A 20356-nucleotide genomic window follows, 5' to 3' on the forward strand; every position below is an offset into this window, starting at 1 on the left:
CATTCTTAATCGAGATGATCTTCTTGAGCATTCGTTTCCCCCTGCACCCCAATACCGCCGCGCCCGCCCGGCAAATGCCGATAAAGCGTAGCGGGCGAAACCTTTAGCCGGCCCGCCACCTCGTCCACGGTGATCGCCGGATCGCGCAGCAGCGCTTTGGCAACCGCCAGGTCGGCGGCGGACAGGGCAGGGGGGCGTCCTCCCTTGCGGCCGCGATCGCGCGCGGCCTTGAGGCCGGCGCGGGTGCGCTCGCGAATCACGGATCGTTCGAACTCAGCAAGCGCCCCGAAAACGTGAAAGACCAGTTTGCCGCCGGCGGTCGTCGTGTCGATCGCCTCCGTCAGGGAGCGAAATCCAATGCCCTGAGCCTCAAGCGTGGCAACCGTCTCGATAAGTTGGGGCAAGGATCGCGCCAGGCGGTCGAGCTTCCAGACGACGAGGCTATCCCCCGATCGCATGTATGACAGCGCGGCGACCAGCTCGGGCCGGTCGCGCTGCGCGCCGGATGCCTTGTCGGTGAATACCTTCTCGCAGCCCGCCGCCTTCAGGGCGTCGAGCTGCAAGGCAGGATTCTGATCCTGCGTCGAGACGCGAGCATAGCCGACAAGCATGCAAACCTCTTAAAACTCGTCTCACTATGGGGAAATTGAGAGACAAATTTCAAGAGACAGTTTTGAGAGGAATTGCGCGGCCCATGCCTGGCGCTCGGAGAATCTTTCAGCAAGGTCTCAAAAACGGTCGTTTTTGAGAGCCTTCCTCGGGAAGATGTGGTTTATGGCTCTGAGGGTTCCGGCTCCCGGCTGGTCGCCCTCAGCACCGCGAGCACCAGGCGGGTTCCCTCTCAGGCCTCGTGTTTGTTGCCCGCTCGCTCATGTCCCTACGGCGCAATTTGGAAGCGCGGGCCATTCGCTCCCTACCGAAATGCCTCACAGAAAGCGCCGTTTTCGAAGGGTGGGGGCGGACCGAAACCCGCCCCCTCGTCCTCACGGAAGTTTTCGGTCGAGCCAGTCGTAGGCAAAGCCATATCCAGCGGCGATGATGCCGGCCAAGAGCGGGTGGACGCCGAGGAAGGCGCCGTAGGCGAAGGTGCCGACCGCCGTTGCGAAGGGGGCGAGGGCGTAGAACGTTTCTGGTTTCATTATCAGTTCCTTGTGTTGAGCGGCATTAGTCACCGCACCCAAATTGTCGCCCGTGGCGATGCAAGGAACAAAAACGGCCCTTCGCCGGCTTGTAGGATTCAACAATTGATTGACCAGGAGAGATCCGCGCAAGATCGGCCAAGGCGCTAGCGGCCTTCGATCCTTGCAAACCATGGGAATCTCTCTATGCCCAGAGAACAGTCTTTCACCTTCTACACGTACTCGCCATCTGGCTCACGCGACGAAAATCGCTGGGCCGATACCGGCATTCGCGATGTCTTCTTTGACGACGAGGTGGTTGCACGCCAGGCGGTGCGTCAGCTGCGCAATGACGTGACCACCGAGACTGATGAGGAATGGTCTAAAATGTACATCGAGAAGATCGAAACGTTTCCGATGACGAAGGATAACATCCTAGCTTTGCTCAATGAGGGTGTCGGCGCGATCGTGAAAAATCACGAAGTCGTAGGGACGATCGAATAGTTTCTACCTGGCCCTCAGCGGTCCCTGGGGACAAGGCCGGCGTAACGTAGCAGTGGAAGGGTTCTTGCTCTGACCTCCTCATCGATTGCGAATAGCTTGCTGCTGAAATATGCTTTTCAAGCGCATGTGAGCATAAGGTGGCGCCTGGCGCCTTGTTCGGCCACCGAGATAAGAACCCAGCGTCGGTTTTGCACCCGATTAGGCTGAAGAGAAACAAGCCAACAATCGGAGAAAAGGTCATGCGTGATAGCACCATGCCTTTGGACGGGTTCGATCAGATCGACCCGGAAGTCCTTGCCGCACTGACTTGCCACATCGAAATGGAAGTTTCGGGTGGGAAGACCCCCAGAGAGGTCGCAAACGCAACGGCAGAAGCGTTGCGCTTGGTGGCCGCTAAGATCGAGAATGGCCAACTTGATACCGGCCATCACCCAATTATGAGCGTGACCGGGCAGCAGCTCGGCGAAATCTATCTCGACTTCTTCAGTGAAGGGTAAGCCGTAGCGAAACTAATATTGCGCACCCTTTCGGGGGTGCGCATGCCGCCAGTAGCACTGACGCAATCCCACCTGCCGAAGTTACGCCCCACTAACGCCGAGGGCGGTTTCGCCACACCATCACGCAGAGAACCGCAGCGAAAAGCGTTGCCAGCGATTGGCCATAAATCCCGACCCCCTTGATACCGACCCCGACGATTGTGAATTCGATCATGCCCATTGTCTGCGCTCCGTTGCGGCTTTCTGCAGGACAGGCTGCACGGGCTTGAAAATTCCCGCAAAGCACAGGTCTGCGCGAACCAGCATGCGGCCGCAAAAGCACCGTTCAGTGCGAATCGCCGCAGTTTTTTCGCTGCGAAAACAAATGAGTGCGAAATGGTTGAGCTGAAAAATCAGCGGGTCAGGTCGTGTGAGTCGCCAAAGATAAGGCCACTACCGAAATTCATCCCAAAAGGCGTAGGGCTTCTCGCCTATGCGAAGTCCTTCGCGCCGATTTCGATCATTCTCTCAACGAGGGCAAAATAGCGATCTTGAGCGAGGCCTGGGGTTTTGCTGTCGTGGTGCCATTTGATGATGAGGTACGGATTCCAGAGCTGGACGTAGTGGAGGCTTCCGGACACGCCCGGCTTCGTGGCGAGGAATTTGAGTTCTTCCAATTTGCGAACGCGTTCTTTCCATGTGGACACGCCGCGCAGACCGGAGAAGCCCGATGCAAACGCGATATCGGACTGCTTACTCAAGGTGACAAAACCATCATCGTTGCTCCTGCACCAGAGCTCCAAGTATGTCGTGGAAACGGGCTTTCCTTTGCCAGACAGTCCGTCCATCAGCGCCCCTAGCAAGGGCATGGTGCGGGGAATGGTCGTAAAGCCCTTGGCTGTCTTACGGTCCCATATGTGAGCCTTATCCAGCTCGCCAAAGACCTGTTTTCTAATCTCAGCCTGTTTTTCTTCGACTATCTTCCCGATACTTTTCGCTGCTGCAGCCATGATATGATCCTTCTTTAACGGGGGCGCTGCGGGTTTGGACCCCGCAGCTTCGATAGAAAGACGCTATGAGTTTGGACCTCGTAGCTGGCACGCGTTGCGCTTGGACCCGCAACGCGTGCTTGGGCTCTACGGGGTTTGGACCCGCCGTAGATGGATGTCGCCGCGAGCGTGGAATCCGCAGAGACCAATGACGACCGGCGACTTTGGACATCGCCAACCCTACAAAACAGAATATAGAAAGAAAACCCAATAAAATCAATAACTTAGTTATTGTCTCGTGGATTTCCAATCCGCATATAACGGCAAAAACCGGCGTATCTAATGCACATATAACGTCAACTCATGGGAAAGTAAACATTGCGCCAAACTAGGTTGGCGTGGAATTCCAAGTGGTTATTCTAAATTGTTGGTGCTCCGCTGTGCTCTGGTTATCCGATGTGCTCCAACGTGCTCCTTGGTGCTCCATTAGGAGAGTCCGAGAGGATGGTAACCATTACGAGTCGGCAAAGCACATTGGCGCAAAGCGTGAGCACAATCGCAAAGCCATTGCCATGCAATGTGAGCAGAAATCGACGATGTTAGCGATCGCGTACAATGGGTTGATGTTGAAGGCCGCAGGCGAAAGCCAGCGGCTTACTCCTGGGCGCAGAATTTGCTAAGCAAGAAATTCGGAAAGTCTTTCCCGCAGCTCGTTCTCGTTCTTTGTTTCACAGTCCCAAAGCACCAGAAAATCCCAGCCAGCCGCCCGCAAGGCGGCCTGATGAGCCGCGTCCCGCTCTTTATTGCGGGCGAGCTTTGGATTCCAATAGCCCTCGTTCGACTTTGGGCTGCGACCGTCGCGGCAAGTGGCTGCTTCGTGTCCATGCCAAAAGCAACCATGCACGAAAATCGCCTTCCGTTTACTTATGAAGGCAAGGTCAGGCTTCCCCGGCAGGTCTTTCCGATGGATGCGATAGCGGTAGCCCATCTGGTACACCAAGCGGCGGACTAATAGTTCCGGTTTGGTATTCTTGCTTTTGATGCGCCGCATATTTTCAGAGCGCTGAATGGTGGAAATCCGGTCGGGCATAGTGGAAACTGCTGGTTATCTGGACGCATGACTCGGCCGGGCAAGAAAAGCCATTTAGATTGCAACTTATGGCTTTGCGAATCACTGAATTTTTCGGCCGGGAACCGTTACATCCTTTATCTACCGCTGATGCGGCAGCCCGCAAGTGTCCGTTCGTCGGGCAGAACTGTATCAAGCCCAATCATGGGGCCTGTTCGCTTGCGCAGCTTAATGGCCCTGCGGTCATTGCCTGCCCGAACCGGCTTTATGCCGAGAACCATAAAATCCTGGCAGAAATTGCGGACAGGATTTTCGGGTTCACTTCCGTACTGATAAGACCGGCGGATGTGAAGAGAATGCACGCCGCTGGGACACTGACGGGTCAAGAGGTCGCGGTGTTTGGCCGGTATTGGGGGCAGGAGCTCCCGTTGCAGCGCCCCAAGGGCGGCGACAGAACCGGCACCTATTATGTGGACTGGGTTCTGGCGCGGATTGGTACCGACGGGAAGCTGGCCGAGTTCACGGCCGTGGAAGTCCAAACAATCGACACCACCGGCAATTACAGCGAGCAAGCTGTGGCCTATTTCGCGGGGCAACCCTTCATCGATGTCCGGGGCCGAACGCCTGGTTATTCCGACGCTGGGTTCAACTGGGAGAACGTGAACAAGCGCATCCTGCCCCAGCTCATTTACAAAGGGCACGTCCTGCGCCGCGAAGCGCGGTGCACCAAGGGCCTCTTTTTCGTCTGTCCCATCGAAGTTCTGCAGAAGGTCAAGGCCCGGCTTGGCAACGCCATGCAAAACTATGTGATTGCGAACAGCACCATCACGTTCCGGGGTTATCAGCTCGGCGCCACGCCGGATGCACAGGGGATTCGGCCGCTAGAGTTCATCGAGGAATTCACCACGGCCGTCGATGAGGTTGCCCGGGCGCTGACGTTCCCGAGCAATCTTCCCGACATGAATGTGTACGAGACCGCGATTAATCAGGCTCTCAGCAAGTGAAGCTCTTCGTCAAAGCTGCTGGATTTGGCCGCCGTTTCCGCTGATTGCATGATGCTTTCCGCGATCTTCCGCCCGAGCAACGGGGGCACGGCATTGCCGACCTGCACGAATTGCTCCGTGCGCGACCCCTTGAACTCGAACCAGTCCGGGAAGGACTGGAACCGGGCTGCCTCGCGGACAGTAAGCGAGCGGTCTTGCATCGGGTGAATATAAGCACCCCAATGCAAGTCACATTTGGTCAGAATGGTTGACGAAAGGCCGTCCCACCGCAAGCGCCCGTAACGCTTGGTGTGGTCGCTACGCTTAGCCTTCTTCATCCCAGCCGGCAGCAGCTCCGTGGGAATGTCCCGCCAGCTTCCACCTTCCGGGATATGCTGCATCCGGTCGAGATTGATTTTCGAGAGCTTCGGCGCGGAATGGTTCTGCACATGGGTACAGTTGCCGCGCAGCATCCGCTGGTACTCCGAAAAGGCAGGCTTTGCGTAAGCGGTAGCACCTTTGTCCTCCCCGTTTTCGAGATGGGGAAGGTCTCCAATAGCATCCTGAACCGTCACGAGTGGCCGGAGGCCCTCACCGTGGGTTCTTTCAGGCCAGACGATTGGCAGCCCCATGCGGTTGCCGATAAAGACGATGCGGCGGCGCTCTTGCGGCACGCCGTATTCCTCGGCTTTGAGGATACGCTTTTCCACTGTGTAACCAAGCGCTTCAAGGCCTTCGATAATGGCCGCGACGGCCGCACCACCTCCGGCGGAGGTCATGCCGGTGACGTTTTCGAGCACGACCCATTTCGGGGCCAGCCCTTCGACGACACGCAAATATTCCCGGTAAAGGCTGCTCCGCTCGTCATGCAGGCCGCGTTGGTGGTTGTAGACGGAGAAGCCTTGGCAGGGCGGGCCGCCCACGAGAACGTCAAGTTCGCCCTTCTTGAGGCTCGCTGCCCGCAAAAAATCCTTGGCCGAATGGTTTTGAATCGGCCCCGGCAAAAACACGGCCTCGGAGTGGGTCGCCTTGAAGGTTTCTCCGGCCGCTGCATCGTAATCGTTGCCAGCCAGTACATGGCATCCAGCTTGCCGGAATCCTTCCGAAAGCCCTCCTGCTCCGCAGAAGAGGTCAATGACAGTCCAACCCTTGCTCATTGGTGAGAGGCTTTCTTTTCGAGATTAAGGGGAAGCTGCAAATCCTCTTTGCCATGATTCGCAAGAAACTCGGCAATGGCTTGGCGGGTGAGCCACGAAAGGGATACGTCACAACGCTCGGCAAGTGCGCTGAGAGCGAGATGGTCATGCTGAGGCAAGCTGACCGTTATTCGAGGCCCTGTCTTGGGCTGGATTTTGGTAGCGGCACTTACCATAACGAATCGTTCCGTTCTCTTAATGTTCTTCGTTGATGCAACGTGCATCACTTTGACTCACGCTGCAACACAAAGGTGAAAAACATGCTTAAGATTTGGTGGATTTCTGAAGCCGCTGGCGAGCAGCTTTCCTCCTCCGAACATCCCGCAACCCCACCCCGGCAGCGCATAAATCCGGGATTCTGCCGCCTCCCTGATCGTATTGCTCATGATCCCTCCTATCGGCTCAACCCAAGCCCCTGCGAGCGGGAAAGCTCCTGTTTCAGCGTGTGGTCACGGCTCAATTCGGCCATGCGTGTGCGCTCGACCATGCGGGCAACGGTCGTAATCTGATCGGCCCGCTTCGCCAGCTCGGGGCGCTTCTCGAGTTCCGTGGCAAAGGCGCGGGGATCGGAATGACCGAACCGGCGCTCGAGCGCCCTGGCAACCACTTTGGCTTCCTCGAGCGCGGTCTTGCCCTCCGGTGTCGATCGCAGTTCGTCAATCAGTTGGTCGCGTTTGTTGTCCGATACCTTATCCACCCGATCGAGGATTTCGGCGCTGCGCGGGGTGAGGCCGGGAACCTCGACCACATCGCGCTTGTCGCGCTGCCACTGTTCAGACTTGCGCTCCTCGCCAAGACGGCGCTCCCAGGTCGAAGCCGAAGATTCCAGATGCGAGGCGACGGAGCGAGCGTACCGCAGTGCCTCCTTGCGCTCCTTGTTGTCGCCGAGCAGACCGGATTTTCCCCGAAGGTCTCCGAACCGTTCCGGCTGCTCGGCCATGGCCTTCGCCATCGCCTTGCCATCGCCGCCCTGGTCGATGATGGTGCTACGCAACCGGCTCGTCACCTCGACCGGATCGCGGAAGACGTGCCGAGAGACCGATTCCACAGCTTCCCAATATTGGTTGAATGTCGGCATGGCCTTTTCGCGAGCAACCTCCTCGATGCTCCGATCATGCCGGGTGATCACCGGCACAAGCGGCTCGGCTTTCCCGGCCTCGTCCGGGCCAAGCCCCTGCGCCTGCACGAAACCGCCGCCGGCTTTTTGCGGGGACCCACTGTCGAGGCGTTGCCGCTCGGCCGTCGACTTCCGCTCATGGGGTATCTCGATCTCGCTCTTGACCCCGAACGCGTCCGCGATCCCGCGCCGCTCTGCAAAGTCGCGGGTATAATCCAGCGTCGTTTCCTTTGCACCGGAACGCGAGAGACGGGATTCCAACTGCTGATAGGCCAGTTCGCCGGCGTCCTGCACCTTCCATGAATGACGCTCTACGGTCTGGCCGTCCGGAAGCCGAACCGGCTCTGATCCCTGATGTTGCAATCCGATCGTCGCACCGATCTCCGGCTTGGCCTCGGCCATGGCGCGTTCCAGATCGACGCCCCATGTGGTGAAGCGCTCGCCCTTCTCGCTTTCCAGCGTCACGAAATAGCTCTGGCTGTTGCCCTCCTTATGCTCGTAAGGCGCAACGCCGTGCTCCACCAGCTTGCCAGCTTTACGGTCGGCGAACTCTTGCCGGTCGGCATAGAGCTGCACCCCGTCGCGATGCCGGGTCATGGCGACATAGGTCAGATGTCGGTCCATGGTGCCGGATGCCAGCACAAAGGCGCGATCGACCGTCGCCCCCTGGTTCTTGTGGATCGTCGTCGCATAGCCGTGGTCGATCGCCTGATAGGTATCCATCGGAATGCTGACGCTATCGCCGTTTCGGCCATCGAGCTGCGCAATGATCCTTGGGCCGGCACCTGGTCGTTCGGCTTGAACATGCTCGATGGTGGCCAGCATACCGTTCTTCACACCAAGGTCCCGGCTATTTTCAAGGAACACGATCCGGTCGCCGGGAGCGAATGCCCGCTTGCCGTCATTGGTCTGGAAGACCAGTTCTCCGCCCTCTTCACCCTTCGCCAGCTCGCCCCGCTCCTGAAGCTCGGAACGAATGTCCGCATTCAGCGCCCGGACATCGGCACGGCGATGCGCCATGGCAACCCGGGTGCCGTACGGACGCTGCTCGCGATCGGCAAGGTAATCCCGCACGATCTCAGCGCGGGCCTCATCGCGACCAGCCGCAAAGCGAATGTTTCCATTGTCGCGATACGCCGCCAGACCCTCGGCGGTTCTGTGGGTCGCAAACGAAACCGATGCCTCCCGCTGCCAGTCTTCACGCTGGCGGCGAATGTCGGACAGCTCGGCATGGCCGATCTGCTCGGCAATGGCCCGAAAGGGCGCGCCGGCTCCGATCGCCTGCAGCTGCTCATGGTCGCCAACAAGAACGATCTTCGCCCCGCGCTGCTCGGCCTCGTCGATGAAGCGGGCAAGCTGCCGGCTCCCCACCATACCGGCCTCGTCGATGACAAACACGTCGCCGCGGCCGATCATTCCCCGGTCGTTATCCCAGCCGCGGGACCAGGATGCGAGCGTGCGGCTCTGGATACCGGAACTTTCCTCCAGCCCTTCGGCCGCCTTTCCGGACAGTGCTGCGCCATGAACCTGATAACCCTGCGCCTCCCAGGCCTCGCGGGCCGCCGCCAGCATGGTGGACTTGCCAGCGCCGGCGAAACCGACGACAGCGGATATGCGTTCCGGTCCGGTGATATGCTCGATCGCACGCCGCTGCTCGTCGGAAAGCCGTGGCACAGGACCTCCCTGCGCGGTTTCATCGGCCGAGCTTTTCTGAAGCGCCGCGTCCTCCCGTTCCATCGCTCGGCTGACATGCCACCGATCAACACCATGGCTGCGCGTCTCCGCCATCCTCTCGGCCGAGCGCGCCATGCCGGATTCGATCTCGATCATTTCCTTCGTCGAATACCGCGCCAGCTTGATCTCTCCTGTCTGCTGGTCGGTACGCTCCGGCTGAAGCTCGGACAATGCCGGCGATGCCATCACGACGGCAAAGGCATTCTGGAAGGCCTGCGCATCGTCGTTGATGTAGCGATGCAGCGTCCGCGCAATATCGCGCCGGTCGAACACGCTCTTTTCCTGCGTGATGATCGAAAGCACCTGCTCCGGCTTTTCGCGGATCAGCTCCGCATTGCGCTCAGCCGCGTCCTCGCCCAGCCGCCCGCGGGACACACCCATCCCGCGCCGCTGCATCTGCGTGGCGTGCACACCCATATGCTCGGTCGGTTCGATCTCAAGACCGAGCTCGGCATGGCTCCGGTGATCGATCCGGATATCCAGCCCTTCCTTTTGCAGCTGCCGGTTGGCAATGCTCTCCCACGATTGCCGGATGTCGCGAAGCTGCATGTCGGTCGTGGCAAGGCCGTTTGACAACAGCCATTTGTTCTCGCGCTCGATATAGGTCTTGTCGCCAAAACCGTCTTCGCCAACCTGCCGCGTCGTCATCATCACGTGCGCATGGTGGTTGCGGACGTCGCTACTGTCATGCGGCGCGTGGATCGCGAAATCCACCGCCGCGCCATAGCGATCGGCGAGATCCTGCGCGAACGCCCGCGCCGCCTCCAACCGCCCTTCCGCCGACAGCTCGTGCGGAAGCGCGATCTCGAATTCGCGAGCGACACGCGCGTCCTTCCGCTTTTCCGCAAACTCGGCCGCATTCCACAAGGCCGAACGGTCCAAAGCCCAATCGGCGGAGACCCCTTGCGGCAAGACGATCTCGCAGTGCTCCACCCCCTCCTTCCGGGTAAAGTCATGCACAAGCCCGTCGCGCTCGTTCGTCAAGCGCACAGCCGCACGATAAGCCGCGGAAGCGACGGCGCTACGGCCCTTCGCCCGCGAGATCGGCTTTGCGCTCAAATGGTAGATCGCCAAACGCCGTTGCCCTTCCCCGATCTGCGATCGGCGCATCTGAGTTGCGCAGCAACTCGTAAGTGCGCCCTTGTGACCTTCTTCGCTTCGCTCATTCGGCCACGGTGCGGCGCCTGCGGAAACCTCAGTGCACTCAAGATGAGGTCGCGAATGTGCAACACCCAGGCTGTATTTTCAAGCGGCGATGCAACTTTTCCATGAAATTGAGCAGCAACATTCCTATAGTAACCGTCGTATCGGCAATGAGATGGAGAGCGCCATGAGCGGAGAGACTGGTGACAGAGGCGGGATCGACAGGTTGACGGAAATCAGGACGCGCCGGCCGCCATGGCAGTTGCTGATGGTCGGAAATGCTGATGCGCCGATCGCCTTCAGTGCCGAGACCAACAATTCGCTGACGCGGATCTTCGATCTCCTGCCGCATCTCGCTGGCGTCACCATCAAGACCACGAAGGGTGACCTGAATGTGAGTCGTGACTTCGCTGGCAACTACGTCAAGGAAGTCGATCAGCTCCTGGCGGGCATTCTCAACAGCGAACCGGAAATCACCGGCATCGTCTTTCCCGCGACGGCAACGCGCCCGGAACATACGGCCACAGTCGAGGATCCACATCTGCTGCCGGAAGGAAAACAGTTCGCCGTAACTGAAGGTGAGGCACGTTAGGCCGATGGCGTCTGAAACACTCGCGCTTCTCATCGACGGGGATAATGCATCGCCGAAGATCGTCACCGGGCTGCTCGCCGAAATCGCTAACTATGGCGTGGCGAGCGTCAAACGCATTTACGGCGACTGGACAGGCCCGAATCTCAAAGGCTGGAAGGACTGCCTGCTGGAGCATTCCATTCAGCCGGTCCAGCAGTTCGCCTACACCACCGGAAAGAACGCCACCGACGGCGCGATGATCATCGACGCCATGGACCTGCTTTACACCGGCCGCTTCTCCGGCTTCTGCATCGTCTCAAGCGACAGCGATTTTGCCAGACTGGCGGCACGGCTGCGCGAACAGGCCGTGACGGTCTATGGTTTCGGTGAACGCAAGACGCCGCGCCCGTTCATCACCGCCTGCGACAAATTCGTTTATTTCGATGTGCTCAATGGCGCAGCACCGGGACCTGAAGCGCCGGGCGCGGCCGAACCGAAAACCCGCAAGCCGGCCGCGGCGCAAAAGGCCGCCCCGCCGATCGCCAAACCGGCGCTGGTAAGACCGTCGCTCGATCATGCTGCCCTCGAAATGCTCACCAAGGCCGTCACCGCCTCGGCCGACGAGGACGGGCGTGCCAATCTCGCCCGCGTCGGTGCACATCTGGCCAAACAGTCGCCGGATTTCGACGCCCGCAACTACGGCTTCGCCCGTCTGTCCGATCTCGTCGCGGCGTCCGGACTCGTCGACATGGAGAGTACGGGCGATCACCCGAAAATCATCATGGTCAAGCTCAAGGCCGCTCCCGCAACGAAGTGAAGGAACAAGCATGGCACGCAAAACCATCGAACAGCGATTGGCCGAACTGGAGGCGCAACGTTCCGCTCTCAAGGCGCGACTGTCGAAACAGGAGCGAGCCAACGATACTCGCCGCAAGGTACTGCTCGGCGCGCTCGTTCTGCATCGATTGGAGAACACAAACGATCCGGAATTCACCAAGCGCCTCGGTGATTGGTTGCGCCGCGAGCTTCCGGGCTTTCTTACCCGTGATAGTGACAAGACGTTGTTTGCCGATCTCCTCGACGCGAAGAATACTTCCGAACCCGCCAACACCTCCCCCTCTACGGAACAGCCTGCATGAGAGTGACAAAAGCGTTTTCGACCATGATCCGCCTGGCTCTCCAAAACCCGGGCTGGGCATTCGCCAACCTGCTTGCGACTGCGCTGAGCAAGAGCGGCTTGACGTTCGCCGCTATCTATCTCGGACTTGTTCTCGTTATCGGCCTTACTGTCGGCCCGATGTTGATGGAGGCAGGGTTTCAGGAAGGCACATGGGCATGGGGCGTTTTCAATATCGCCTTCATGGTCTTCATGGCGCTACTCTTCCTGGCGATGATCGCCCCCTTTGTCTCACTCCATTTCGGGCACCTCGACGCCGACACCCACGGCTCCGCCCGCTTTGCGACCGACAGGGAAGTTGCTCCCCTCGCCCGCACCGACTCCGGCCTCCTGATCGGCCGCGATCCGAAGACCGGGAAGCTGCTGCGCTACGATGGTCCAGCCCATCTGCTGACCATGGCGCCGACGCGAACCGGCAAGGGCGTGGGAACGATCATTCCGAACCTGCTCACCGCCGACCGTTCCGTCATCTGCATCGATCCCAAGGGCGAGAATGCGAAGATCGCCGGTCGTGCCCGCCAGCAATTCGGCCCCGTCCATGTCCTCGATCCCTTCGGTATTACCGGCCTGGCCTCGGCCGCCTTCAATCCGCTCGACACGCTCGATCCCGATGGAGTCGACGTCGCGGAAGACGCCAGCACCCTTGCCGACGCTCTCGTGTTTGACGAGCCCGGCATGACGGGCGAGGCACATTGGAATGAGGAAGCCAAGGCGCTCATTGCCGGATTGATCCTGAAGATCGTTGCGACGGAATCCTCCGGCCGACGTCACCTCAGCACACTCCGTGAATATCTCACACTCGCCCCGGAACAGTTCTCCGCCCTGCTCAAACGCATGCAGGAAAGCCAGGAGGCGGCCGGCCTGATCGCGCGAGCGGCAAACCGTTTTCTCGGAAAATCCGATCGCGAAGCCGCCGGCGTCCTGTCAGCCGCGCAGCGCCATACCCATTTCCTTGATAGCCCCCGCATGACCGCCGTTCTGGGTCGGTCCGATTTTCGCTTTACCGATCTCAAGCGCCGGAACGTCTCCGTCTTCCTGGTCCTGCCGCCCGATCGGCTCTCGACCTATTCGCGGTGGTTGCGTCTCCTCGTGACGCAAAGCCTCACGGACATGGCACGCGAGCCAACGAAGCCGGCCGTCCCTGTGCTTTATCTCCTCGACGAGTTCGCCGCCCTCGGGCATCTGGCTCCCGTCGAACGCGCCATGGGCCTCATGGCCGGCTATGGCGTCCAGCTCTGGCCGATCCTTCAGGACGTCCACCAGCTCCGTGCCACCTATGGACAGCGGGCGGGGACCTTCCTGTCGAATGCCGGCGTCCTCCAGGTCTTCGGCGTCAACGACCACGACAGCGCCCGTCTGGTTTCCGATCTGCTCGGACAGGAAACCGTCATCTTCCAAACCATGGGGCGCGCCCTCGATTCCGAAAAATCCGGTATCTCCTACAGTCAGCATCACACGGCGCGACCGCTGCTCACCCCGGATGAAGTTCGCAGCATGGCGCAGCACATCGAATTGCTGTTCCTGGCAGGGCAACGGCCGATCATCGCCGGAAAACTCGCCTATTATGCCGATCCGGAGTTCAGGGGGTCGTTCGATCCGGCATGAAAAGCGAGTCCGAGGATATGTCCAGAACTCTCGCCTGGGCGTGCGGGATGGTCTTGCAAAGCGGTCCCGACGATCGGCGGCGTATCGCGCTCGCCTACCAGGAGGCTCAAACGTTGATTGCCGGTATTCCCAAAGATAATGGCGATGCCCGTCCCCGCATCGTCGCCTGTTTCAAGCGGTCTGATACCTACAGGGCCGACGATGACATTGCCTGCGTCGGCTGGATATTGACCGCGGTTCAGGAGCGGGTGAACGAACGGGACCTACCCGATTGGCGACAGTTCCGCAAAGTCATAAACAGGACTGTGAAGCTGCTGCCCTTATCCAGTTCGACAGTGCATTAAAGGGCGGGCCATGGAAAATGATCAATGGCCCATCTGCCCGATCGGAACGCCGCGAACTGCAACGCGCGGCGCAAAAATTCCAGGACGCCCCTAATCTGCAAGAAATGGGAAAAAATATGTTTCGTTATCTAGCCCGTCGTCATGATCGCAAGCACATCTTGAGGTCACTACAACGCCAGAAGCATATCGATCACACGTTCATAGAGTTTGGTTATGATACCTCCTTGGCGTTCGCGGTTAACGAGACCGAGGACAGGTATGCCAGCGGTGGCGACCTGGCGTTCACGAATATCGCCGACGGAGAACTATTTTTCTCCCCGATTTTGCCCCCTAAGCCGTTAAGCGAAGACGAAAATAGTGTTACTTTTCAGTCCGACATCACAACTTCAGATGAAAAAAACAATACATTTAAATGTGTAGTCACCGATAGCGGATCGAAAGATCATGCACTTATTGTGTTTCATCATTGGTACGCGCGGAACCGTTACGACAGCTTCTCGAAGTTCTTTGCTGCAAGGGGCATAACAGTTATCGAGGCTACCCTTCCGTATCACTTTGATCGTGGTTCCGACGTTTACTCCGAGGAGCAATTCTTCAACGCGAATTTAGGCCGTACCGTCCGGTCGATGAGACAGGCAGTATTAGATGGCCGTAAGATTGTTCGTTGGCTTCATCGTCAGGGGTATAACAAAATCTCCGTCGTAGGCATGTGCTTAGGTGGAACGGTTGCTGGTCTGATCGCTGCCCAAGAAGAGAAGGTTGATAAAGCGGTTCTCATGGTATCGCCAATGAGTCCTGCTGATCTTGTTTGGACTGCGGAGACCATGAAGTCGTTACGTGGTCGTATTGAACCTGCCATGTCCCTCGAAGATTTGAGAACCGCTTGGGGCCTCATTAACCTGGAGATGCATACTTGGGGCCTCACACGTCCTCGCCTGGATATGATGTTCGTGCTTGGCAAAGACGATACGATCGCACGTCCAGAAGCTGCGGATCGCGTGATAGAGCTATTAACGAAATGCGGTAGTTCGCCAGAGGTCCTGCGTCTCAATTGCGGACATTCGTCTGTTGGGATTTTCCCTTACAACATAATCGCAGCCAGGAAGGTGCTGCGATTTTTGAAAGAAACTCCGACTTTAGCGGAGCTCTGGGATGTTCGCGGGTTTCGCTACGACTTTAGCGAAGTTTAAATATTTGATAGCTACGCGCCGAGATCGCAGCGAAGCGGAAGCTGGCGGTTTTACCCTAATCGCCGGGACATTATCACTGGCTGCCCCTCCAGCTCTCTACGGCCCAATCAAAAAGAGCGTTCGCTTCCGGGCCGGAATTTTCCAGCAGCAAAGGCGACGGTAGCCCCCGACCGGCCCGCTCTATCGATAAAGGGCCGTAGGGACGGACGGGGGCGGATTGCCGGATTTCCTCATTTCCTTGAGTGGTCGAATTGGGAAAGCACGATTTCATGCAATCATGCTTTCCCGTTTAATTTTCGCTCTCTCGGACCTGCGGATAATTGTACTTCATGAAAAGCAGATTCAGCGCCTCGGCAACAAGCCGCTCCTGCGGGATGCGCTTGCCTTGTTCATCGCGGGTGCGGAAACTGATTTCTTCCAGCGTCTCCCAATAAGCGGGCGGCAGGTAGTGCGTTTTGGCCGTCTTATTCAGACGCGACGGTGCAACGTAGCTCCCCGCCGGCTGTAAGCCACGAGCATGGCCCTTAGGCTCTGCCGGCGTGTCGGAAGTGGTCGGTGCTTTTGGCACGGATGCCGGTTGCTCAGCGGTTTTCATGGCGGCAGCCAAGAGAGAGGGCTTGCGCGTCATGCTTTCATCCTTTCATGCTTTCCTGCAATCATGCTTGCCTGTTCTGAGAGGAAAGAGAACAGTCCGGCGACTTCCTGGGCGGCGCGGCCTTGTGGCTCCATTTCCTGCGGCGTCTGCCCCAGGGCCGGCGCGTCCTCGTAGGCTTTCAGACGCGACATATGGATGGGGGCGACTGGCACGCCAAAGCGATCGGCAATCGCGGCGGCGTCGTCGACCGCCCTGCCCCCGGCATTGGGATGCACGAGATTCAGCACCACAAACGAGGGCGGATTGCCCGCCATGTCCAGCAGCCGTTTTAGCGGCTCCAAGGTGTCGATCGCGAATATCTGCGCCTGTGTCGGGATCAAGACCATATCGGCGTGCTTGGCCGCTTCTGTTGAGGCGCTGTCCATCTTGCCAGGTGTGTCAATAAACACCCAATCCATGCCAAGGCCGCGATAGGCGTCCAGCGAACGCCGGATAGCGCCAGGCTGTATCGAGGCAACGTCTGGGCCGTCACGCTCGCGCCGGTCGAACCAATTGACGGCGTTCGTCTGAGGATCAAGGTCGAGCAAGGCCGATTTCTTCCCGCTTAAATGCGCGGCGACAGCGAGCGCCGTGGCGATTGTCGTCTTTCCGGTTCCCCCCTTTTGCGTGCAGAACGCGACTGTAATCATGCTTGCATCCTTTCATGAAATTAGGCGTACATGCTTTCCTGCCAGCAAGAAAGCATGGTTACATTGACGGTTTATTAAGCCTGGTCAGCCGGCATCGGTTTTGGGCCACTCGCCGCAAACAGCTTCGGCGGGGCCTCGGCATCGTCCTAGCTCCCACATGATTGCATGCAATCATGATTTCACATTAAGCGCTAACCCCTCCGCCTGCGTTCTCTCAAAAGCCCATGCGGCAATGGCCGCAGGTGAAGAGGTTGCGGTTTTGTGTTGTGAGGGTGCCGTTCCGGCCCGCACTTAACGCGGGCCGGAACCACCGCAGGGCTGCGTGAGCAGCCCGAACAGCGGTGTCCGTTTATTCTCGTCTATAGAAATAGAAACCAGAAGGGGATTCAGTCTGTCTGGCGGATTCACGTTGTTTGATCGACTTTCCAAGGCGGGCGAGGGCCCGCCCCAAGGGATTGTCGCCTACATCGAACAGAGTTCGCCCCTCTATATCGAGCGATGCCCGGTGCGCCTCAATGGCGGCCGCACGCTCAGCCTCGGCCTGCACATGATCGTCCGGAGGGAGAGGGGCCACGCCCCAACGCCCCAGGAGCTGCCGTGCCTTCTCAGGGAGAGACATACGATAGGCATTGCTGGTCTGCTGCACCTGGGGGCCGCGTCCCTCGTTGCCGGTCGGCACGTAGCGCCGAAGCCAGTCGAGGAAGCCATGCGCCCGCAGCGCTTTCAAGGCGCGCACGATCGCGTCACGCGACCGCCTCAGCTTGAGCATGAGGGTATCTATGGAAGGGTCCAGCCGACCGGTACGGAAATCAACGAGATTGGCGAACAACTCCAGCAGCTCGATCGCCACGCCCCCCAAGGGTCCATTGCGTGCGCCTGGCTGCCGACCGGCCAGTTCGTAGCGCTGTGCTGCCAACACGATCTGGCGGACCTGCTGTCGGTCGGTCCTGCGCCAGAATACGCCCTCGCATTTCCCGGCCGCGCGGGAATGCCGCCGAACGGGTGTGCGCTCCCGTTCGGCCGGTGCCCCTGCGAGCACCGCCCCAATCTGTTCAAACATCGTCCTTTCGTCCTCTCCATCTGAGAGGGCATGAGGGAGGTGGACAACGGACAAAGATTCAGCGTTCCCGCAAGACGCATATCTTGCAGGCTTACTGCTAACCAGCTATGTTGGGAGCTGTTGAGGCTAGCCTAACAAAGCTGGTTCCGTAATCCGAAAACCCCTAGCCGTTGGCGCGGCGAGGGGTTTTTCATTTCATGCCCTCTGTTGCTTCTCGATAAGTAACCTCACGGCTTCTTCTATGATCGGCGCACGAGACGCCGCGCCACGCTCTTCCTTGATCCGATCAATTTCCGCGATCAGTTCCACGGGGAGAGGCGTTGCAAGTGTGGAAACGCCAGCAGCACGGCGACGCTCTCTAAGCGCGCTTACCCGTTTCGTGCTGTCTGCCGGTTTTGTGCGATTCATGCGTTACACGCAACGCCAAAAATACCGATTCTGCAACCCCTTATCGCTAAGGTGCGGAAATCTCGCGCAAATCTGATGCTCCGGCAGACAATTGGCAGGGCTTGGGGGGTCGATTTGACGCCGACTCACCCTAAGCTTGAAGTGCATTAACGATGCGCAAGGTGCGCTTCGTAAACCCCGTTAGCTCGGACGGGTCGATCTGATCCGGCGTGGCGTCGGCCATGTTCTCCCCGTGGTGATACTGGCTCGTATAGCCGTTGATCTGGTCCAGTTCGTCATAGAGCGCCTGCGCAGGATGGGCGTCTCCACCCTCGCGTATTTTCCGCACCATGTCGCCCAGCCAATCATTGGCAAGAAAACTGCCCGGATAGGTCGTCCGGCAATGGGTTTCGAGGACCACACGCATCTTGCGGATGATGTCGAGCAAGCCGCCCGCTCCGCTCGTGAGATAGGTTTGCAGGTCGTCAACGTCGGTAGCCGTCCGCCCTCGGCAGGCGTGTTCGAGGTCCACCGGCATGATTTTCGAGCCTTGGGCGCGGTGATCGGCAATCGTCAGCGCGACACGCTCGGCGGGCGGCGATTTGTCCCAAACCTGCTTGAGGAAAGTGGCATCGTGAGAAAGCACGATCACCTGGGCGCATTTCCCGGCCACCTTCATGATCTCATGCACGGTCTGCCGGCGGCGAAAGGCGTCCTGACTGTTAAAGGGGTCGTCGAACACGACCAGCTTTCCAACTGCAACCGGGTCGCGCTCCAGATGCGCGAGGAAAAAGGCGAGGGCGAGCGTGGTGCGGTCGCCAGCGCTGAGGGTGTTCTTGAAGCTCGGGCGATCCCCCGGCGTCTTGCTGTCGCCAAGGTCAACGGTCGTGTCGTTGATGACGAGCTGATAGCTCGATGTGGCGACACCGCCGGGGTAAGCGTGCTTGGTCTCGGTGATGGTGAAACCGGAATTGAACGCGGCCAGATAGTCGTTGATGCGCCGCTCGTAGGGCTTCACCACGGTCTTTGTGTGCGCGTCGAGCTGATTCCTGATGGCCTCCTTGCGCGTCTCAATGGCGTCTTTTTCGCCGGAGAGCTTCGTATAGGTGGCACAAAGCTCGGACACGTCCGCGCGATGCCGGGTCTGGATTGCCGTCAGACGGATCAACTCGGCCTCGGCGGCCTTGAGGTCGCCCGCATCGGCGACCGCCTTCTTGTCGGCAATGACGACATTCGCCGCCCGGATCACGGTATTTGCCGCCTCGATGGCGGCGGCAGCGCCGCCATAGGCAGCGCGCACGGTGATGAAACCTTCATTCGGCGTGATCGGCTCAAGTGGCACGGTCGCCTTGCGGTCGAGGAGCTCGATCGCTGCGGAGGCAAGCGCGCGAATTGCCTCCACAGCACCCGTTGGCAGGGCAAGGGCAGGAGCCTCGATCGCGCAATATTTCTGCCAGAACTCAACGCCGCCGTTGTTCTGCTCCGCGACGGTGCCAAGGCGGGCCAGAGCGGCATCGCCCATGTCGCGTTCGACGCCCGCTTTCATGGCGGCGATCTCCCGAGTGAGCGCCTTGTAACGCTCGCTGAACACGGCCCGGAACGCGGCTATCAGCGGAAGGCCCTGAATATCCTGGCCACAGAAAGGGCACGTATCGACGGCATGGCTGAGGCCGTCTGCGATCCAGTTACCGCCGCTGGCGGCCATACCGCGCGCAGCCAGGTGCGCCGACAACCGTTGCTCCGCGTCTTGCGCAATATCGTCGATCGTCCGGGCCAGCAGGCCGGTGAAATCCTCCGGCAGGGACGGAATGATAAATTCCGACAGGGCAGGGCGGGCACGCAGCGCCCCGGCTTGCCGCAGCGCGTCCACGCTGCGCGTCTGCGCCTCGATCTGCGCGGCAATATCGACCGTCTCCGGCAGGGCAATGAAGGCCTCCAACTTCATGCTGGTCGGCACATGCGGCTGAACCGCCTTGCCCGCCGTGCTGATCTCGCCGGTCTTGGCGCGGCTCCCGGCTGCTAGGTCAGCCTCCTGGGTCGCTAGCTTCACGCCGGCATCACCCACGATGACGCGATAAAGATTGCGCTTGTGCTCGATGTCCACGACCTCGCCGGAATGAACATTCTCGGCCACGAACACGCCGTCGAAGATGGCGATTTCCGGCTTGATCGCGCTCCATGCCGTGCCATCGAAGCGGACCTGCCCACCCTCCAGCAGCAGCTCGATCGCCGGCGCGTCGGTCGCGCCAAGGGTCTTGCGACCGAGAACATGGGCCGGATCGCCGGTTTGCAGGGAGCGCAGGACGGCGCAGAGCGTAGTTTTGCCGTAGCCGTTCGCCCCGGCGATGAAGGTGTGCTTGGCAAGCTGCGGATTGCCAGATGCGGCCGAGTTGCGGTACCGCCCCACAT

General features: G+C 59.4%; 22 protein-coding genes. 10 read left to right on the forward strand and 12 right to left on the reverse strand.

Translation table 11 applies throughout. The annotated features are described in order from the left end of the window. Positions 1-5: 5 nt before the first annotated feature. Both EOA78_RS28900 and EOA78_RS36250 read right to left on the reverse strand, forming a co-directional pair. The gene (locus tag EOA78_RS28900) at positions 6-611 is read right to left on the reverse strand and encodes a recombinase family protein (RefSeq protein WP_127318405.1); all 606 of its coding nucleotides are present in this window, start codon (positions 609-611) and stop codon (positions 6-8) included. Between the two features lie 372 nt (positions 612-983). After that, positions 984-1139, reverse strand: coding sequence for a hypothetical protein (locus EOA78_RS36250; RefSeq protein WP_164783979.1), 156 nt, complete (start codon positions 1137-1139; stop codon positions 984-986). A 186-nt stretch (positions 1140-1325) separates the two neighbouring features. Between EOA78_RS36250 and EOA78_RS28905 the strand changes: the two genes are divergently transcribed. Then, positions 1326-1622, forward strand: a complete 297-nt coding sequence (locus tag EOA78_RS28905) for a hypothetical protein (RefSeq protein WP_127318407.1) — start codon at positions 1326-1328, stop codon at positions 1620-1622. A gap of 239 nt (positions 1623-1861) precedes the next feature. Further along, positions 1862-2119, forward strand: coding sequence for a hypothetical protein (locus EOA78_RS28910; RefSeq protein WP_127318409.1), 258 nt, complete (start codon positions 1862-1864; stop codon positions 2117-2119). Positions 2120-2589: 470 nt separating this feature from the next. On the opposite strand, the gene EOA78_RS28915 is transcribed toward EOA78_RS28910, so the two are convergent. Both EOA78_RS28915 and EOA78_RS28920 read right to left on the reverse strand, forming a co-directional pair. Continuing rightward, positions 2590-3108, reverse strand: coding sequence for a hypothetical protein (locus tag EOA78_RS28915; protein WP_127318411.1), 519 nt, complete (start codon positions 3106-3108; stop codon positions 2590-2592). A gap of 655 nt (positions 3109-3763) precedes the next feature. Next, positions 3764-4177 (reverse strand): very short patch repair endonuclease, encoded by a 414-nt coding sequence (locus EOA78_RS28920; RefSeq protein WP_127318413.1) that lies wholly within the window; start codon positions 4175-4177, stop codon positions 3764-3766. A gap of 68 nt (positions 4178-4245) precedes the next feature. Between EOA78_RS28920 and EOA78_RS28925 the strand changes: the two genes are divergently transcribed. Beyond that, on the forward strand, positions 4246-5160 hold the full coding sequence (locus EOA78_RS28925) for a NotI family restriction endonuclease (protein ID WP_127318415.1): 915 nt from the start codon (positions 4246-4248) through the stop codon (positions 5158-5160). Here EOA78_RS28925 and EOA78_RS28930 read toward each other — a convergent pair. From EOA78_RS28930 to traA, 3 genes are all read right to left on the reverse strand, one after another. Continuing rightward, on the reverse strand, positions 5142-6296 hold the full coding sequence (locus EOA78_RS28930) for a DNA cytosine methyltransferase (RefSeq protein ID WP_127318417.1): 1155 nt from the start codon (positions 6294-6296) through the stop codon (positions 5142-5144). The two genes, EOA78_RS28925 and EOA78_RS28930, sit on opposite strands and share 19 nt — an antisense overlap. Positions 6297-6568: 272 nt before the next feature. Next, complete coding sequence (locus EOA78_RS36255; protein WP_164783981.1) at positions 6569-6721, reverse strand: hypothetical protein; 153 nt, start codon at positions 6719-6721, stop codon at positions 6569-6571. An 8-nt stretch (positions 6722-6729) separates the two neighbouring features. Next, a complete protein-coding gene (gene traA, locus EOA78_RS28940) occupies positions 6730-10260 on the reverse strand; it encodes a Ti-type conjugative transfer relaxase TraA (RefSeq protein WP_206533520.1) in 3531 nt (1176 codons plus the stop codon). A 181-nt stretch (positions 10261-10441) separates the two neighbouring features. Here traA and EOA78_RS28945 point away from each other — a divergent pair, with 181 nt between their 5' ends. The 6 genes from EOA78_RS28945 to EOA78_RS28970 are packed head-to-tail and all read left to right on the forward strand — an operon-like array spanning position 10442 to position 15216. Then, on the forward strand, positions 10442-10921 hold the full coding sequence (locus EOA78_RS28945; protein ID WP_245477799.1) for a hypothetical protein: 480 nt from the start codon (positions 10442-10444) through the stop codon (positions 10919-10921). Positions 10922-10925: 4 nt separating this feature from the next. Then, positions 10926-11717, forward strand: a complete 792-nt coding sequence (locus EOA78_RS28950; protein ID WP_127318423.1) for an NYN domain-containing protein — start codon at positions 10926-10928, stop codon at positions 11715-11717. A gap of 10 nt (positions 11718-11727) precedes the next feature. After that, complete coding sequence (locus tag EOA78_RS28955; RefSeq protein WP_127318425.1) at positions 11728-12039, forward strand: mobilization protein; 312 nt, start codon at positions 11728-11730, stop codon at positions 12037-12039. Then, positions 12036-13682, forward strand: coding sequence for a type IV secretory system conjugative DNA transfer family protein (locus tag EOA78_RS28960; RefSeq protein ID WP_127318427.1), 1647 nt, complete (start codon positions 12036-12038; stop codon positions 13680-13682). The genes EOA78_RS28955 and EOA78_RS28960 overlap by 4 nt, the downstream gene beginning before the upstream one ends. Then, positions 13679-14026, forward strand: a complete 348-nt coding sequence (locus EOA78_RS28965; RefSeq protein ID WP_127318429.1) for a hypothetical protein — start codon at positions 13679-13681, stop codon at positions 14024-14026. Before EOA78_RS28960 ends, EOA78_RS28965 begins: the two co-directional genes overlap by 4 nt. 17 nt (positions 14027-14043) lie before the next feature. Beyond that, complete coding sequence (locus EOA78_RS28970) at positions 14044-15216, forward strand: dienelactone hydrolase family protein (RefSeq protein ID WP_245477801.1); 1173 nt, start codon at positions 14044-14046, stop codon at positions 15214-15216. Positions 15217-15505: 289 nt separating this feature from the next. Here the strand turns inward: EOA78_RS28970 and EOA78_RS28975 are convergent, their stop codons facing one another. The 5 genes from EOA78_RS28975 to EOA78_RS28995 form a co-directional block, all read right to left on the reverse strand. Next, entirely contained in the window at positions 15506-15844 is a 339-nt protein-coding gene (locus tag EOA78_RS28975; RefSeq protein ID WP_206533523.1) for a chromosome partitioning protein ParB, read from the reverse strand. Beyond that, positions 15841-16500 (reverse strand): AAA family ATPase, encoded by a 660-nt coding sequence (locus EOA78_RS28980; protein ID WP_127318431.1) that lies wholly within the window; start codon positions 16498-16500, stop codon positions 15841-15843. Before EOA78_RS28980 ends, EOA78_RS28975 begins: the two co-directional genes overlap by 4 nt. A 349-nt stretch (positions 16501-16849) precedes the next feature. Then, positions 16850-17560, reverse strand: a complete 711-nt coding sequence (locus EOA78_RS28985; RefSeq protein WP_127318433.1) for a helix-turn-helix domain-containing protein — start codon at positions 17558-17560, stop codon at positions 16850-16852. Positions 17561-17755: 195 nt separating this feature from the next. Then, positions 17756-17968, reverse strand: a complete 213-nt coding sequence (locus tag EOA78_RS28990; protein ID WP_127318435.1) for a ribbon-helix-helix domain-containing protein — start codon at positions 17966-17968, stop codon at positions 17756-17758. Between the two features lie 130 nt (positions 17969-18098). Further along, entirely contained in the window at positions 18099-20087 is a 1989-nt protein-coding gene (locus EOA78_RS28995) for an AAA family ATPase (protein ID WP_206533521.1), read from the reverse strand. Here EOA78_RS28995 and EOA78_RS36595 point away from each other — a divergent pair. Continuing rightward, positions 20064-20356: hypothetical protein (locus EOA78_RS36595; protein WP_206533522.1), on the forward strand; the 293-nt coding region annotated here is incomplete at its 3' end. The genes EOA78_RS28995 and EOA78_RS36595 overlap by 24 nt on opposite strands.

Origin of the sequence: Mesorhizobium sp. M5C.F.Cr.IN.023.01.1.1, from assembly GCF_003997585.1 — a bacterium.
Taxonomy (GTDB): Bacteria; Pseudomonadota; Alphaproteobacteria; order Rhizobiales; family Rhizobiaceae; genus Mesorhizobium; species Mesorhizobium wenxiniae.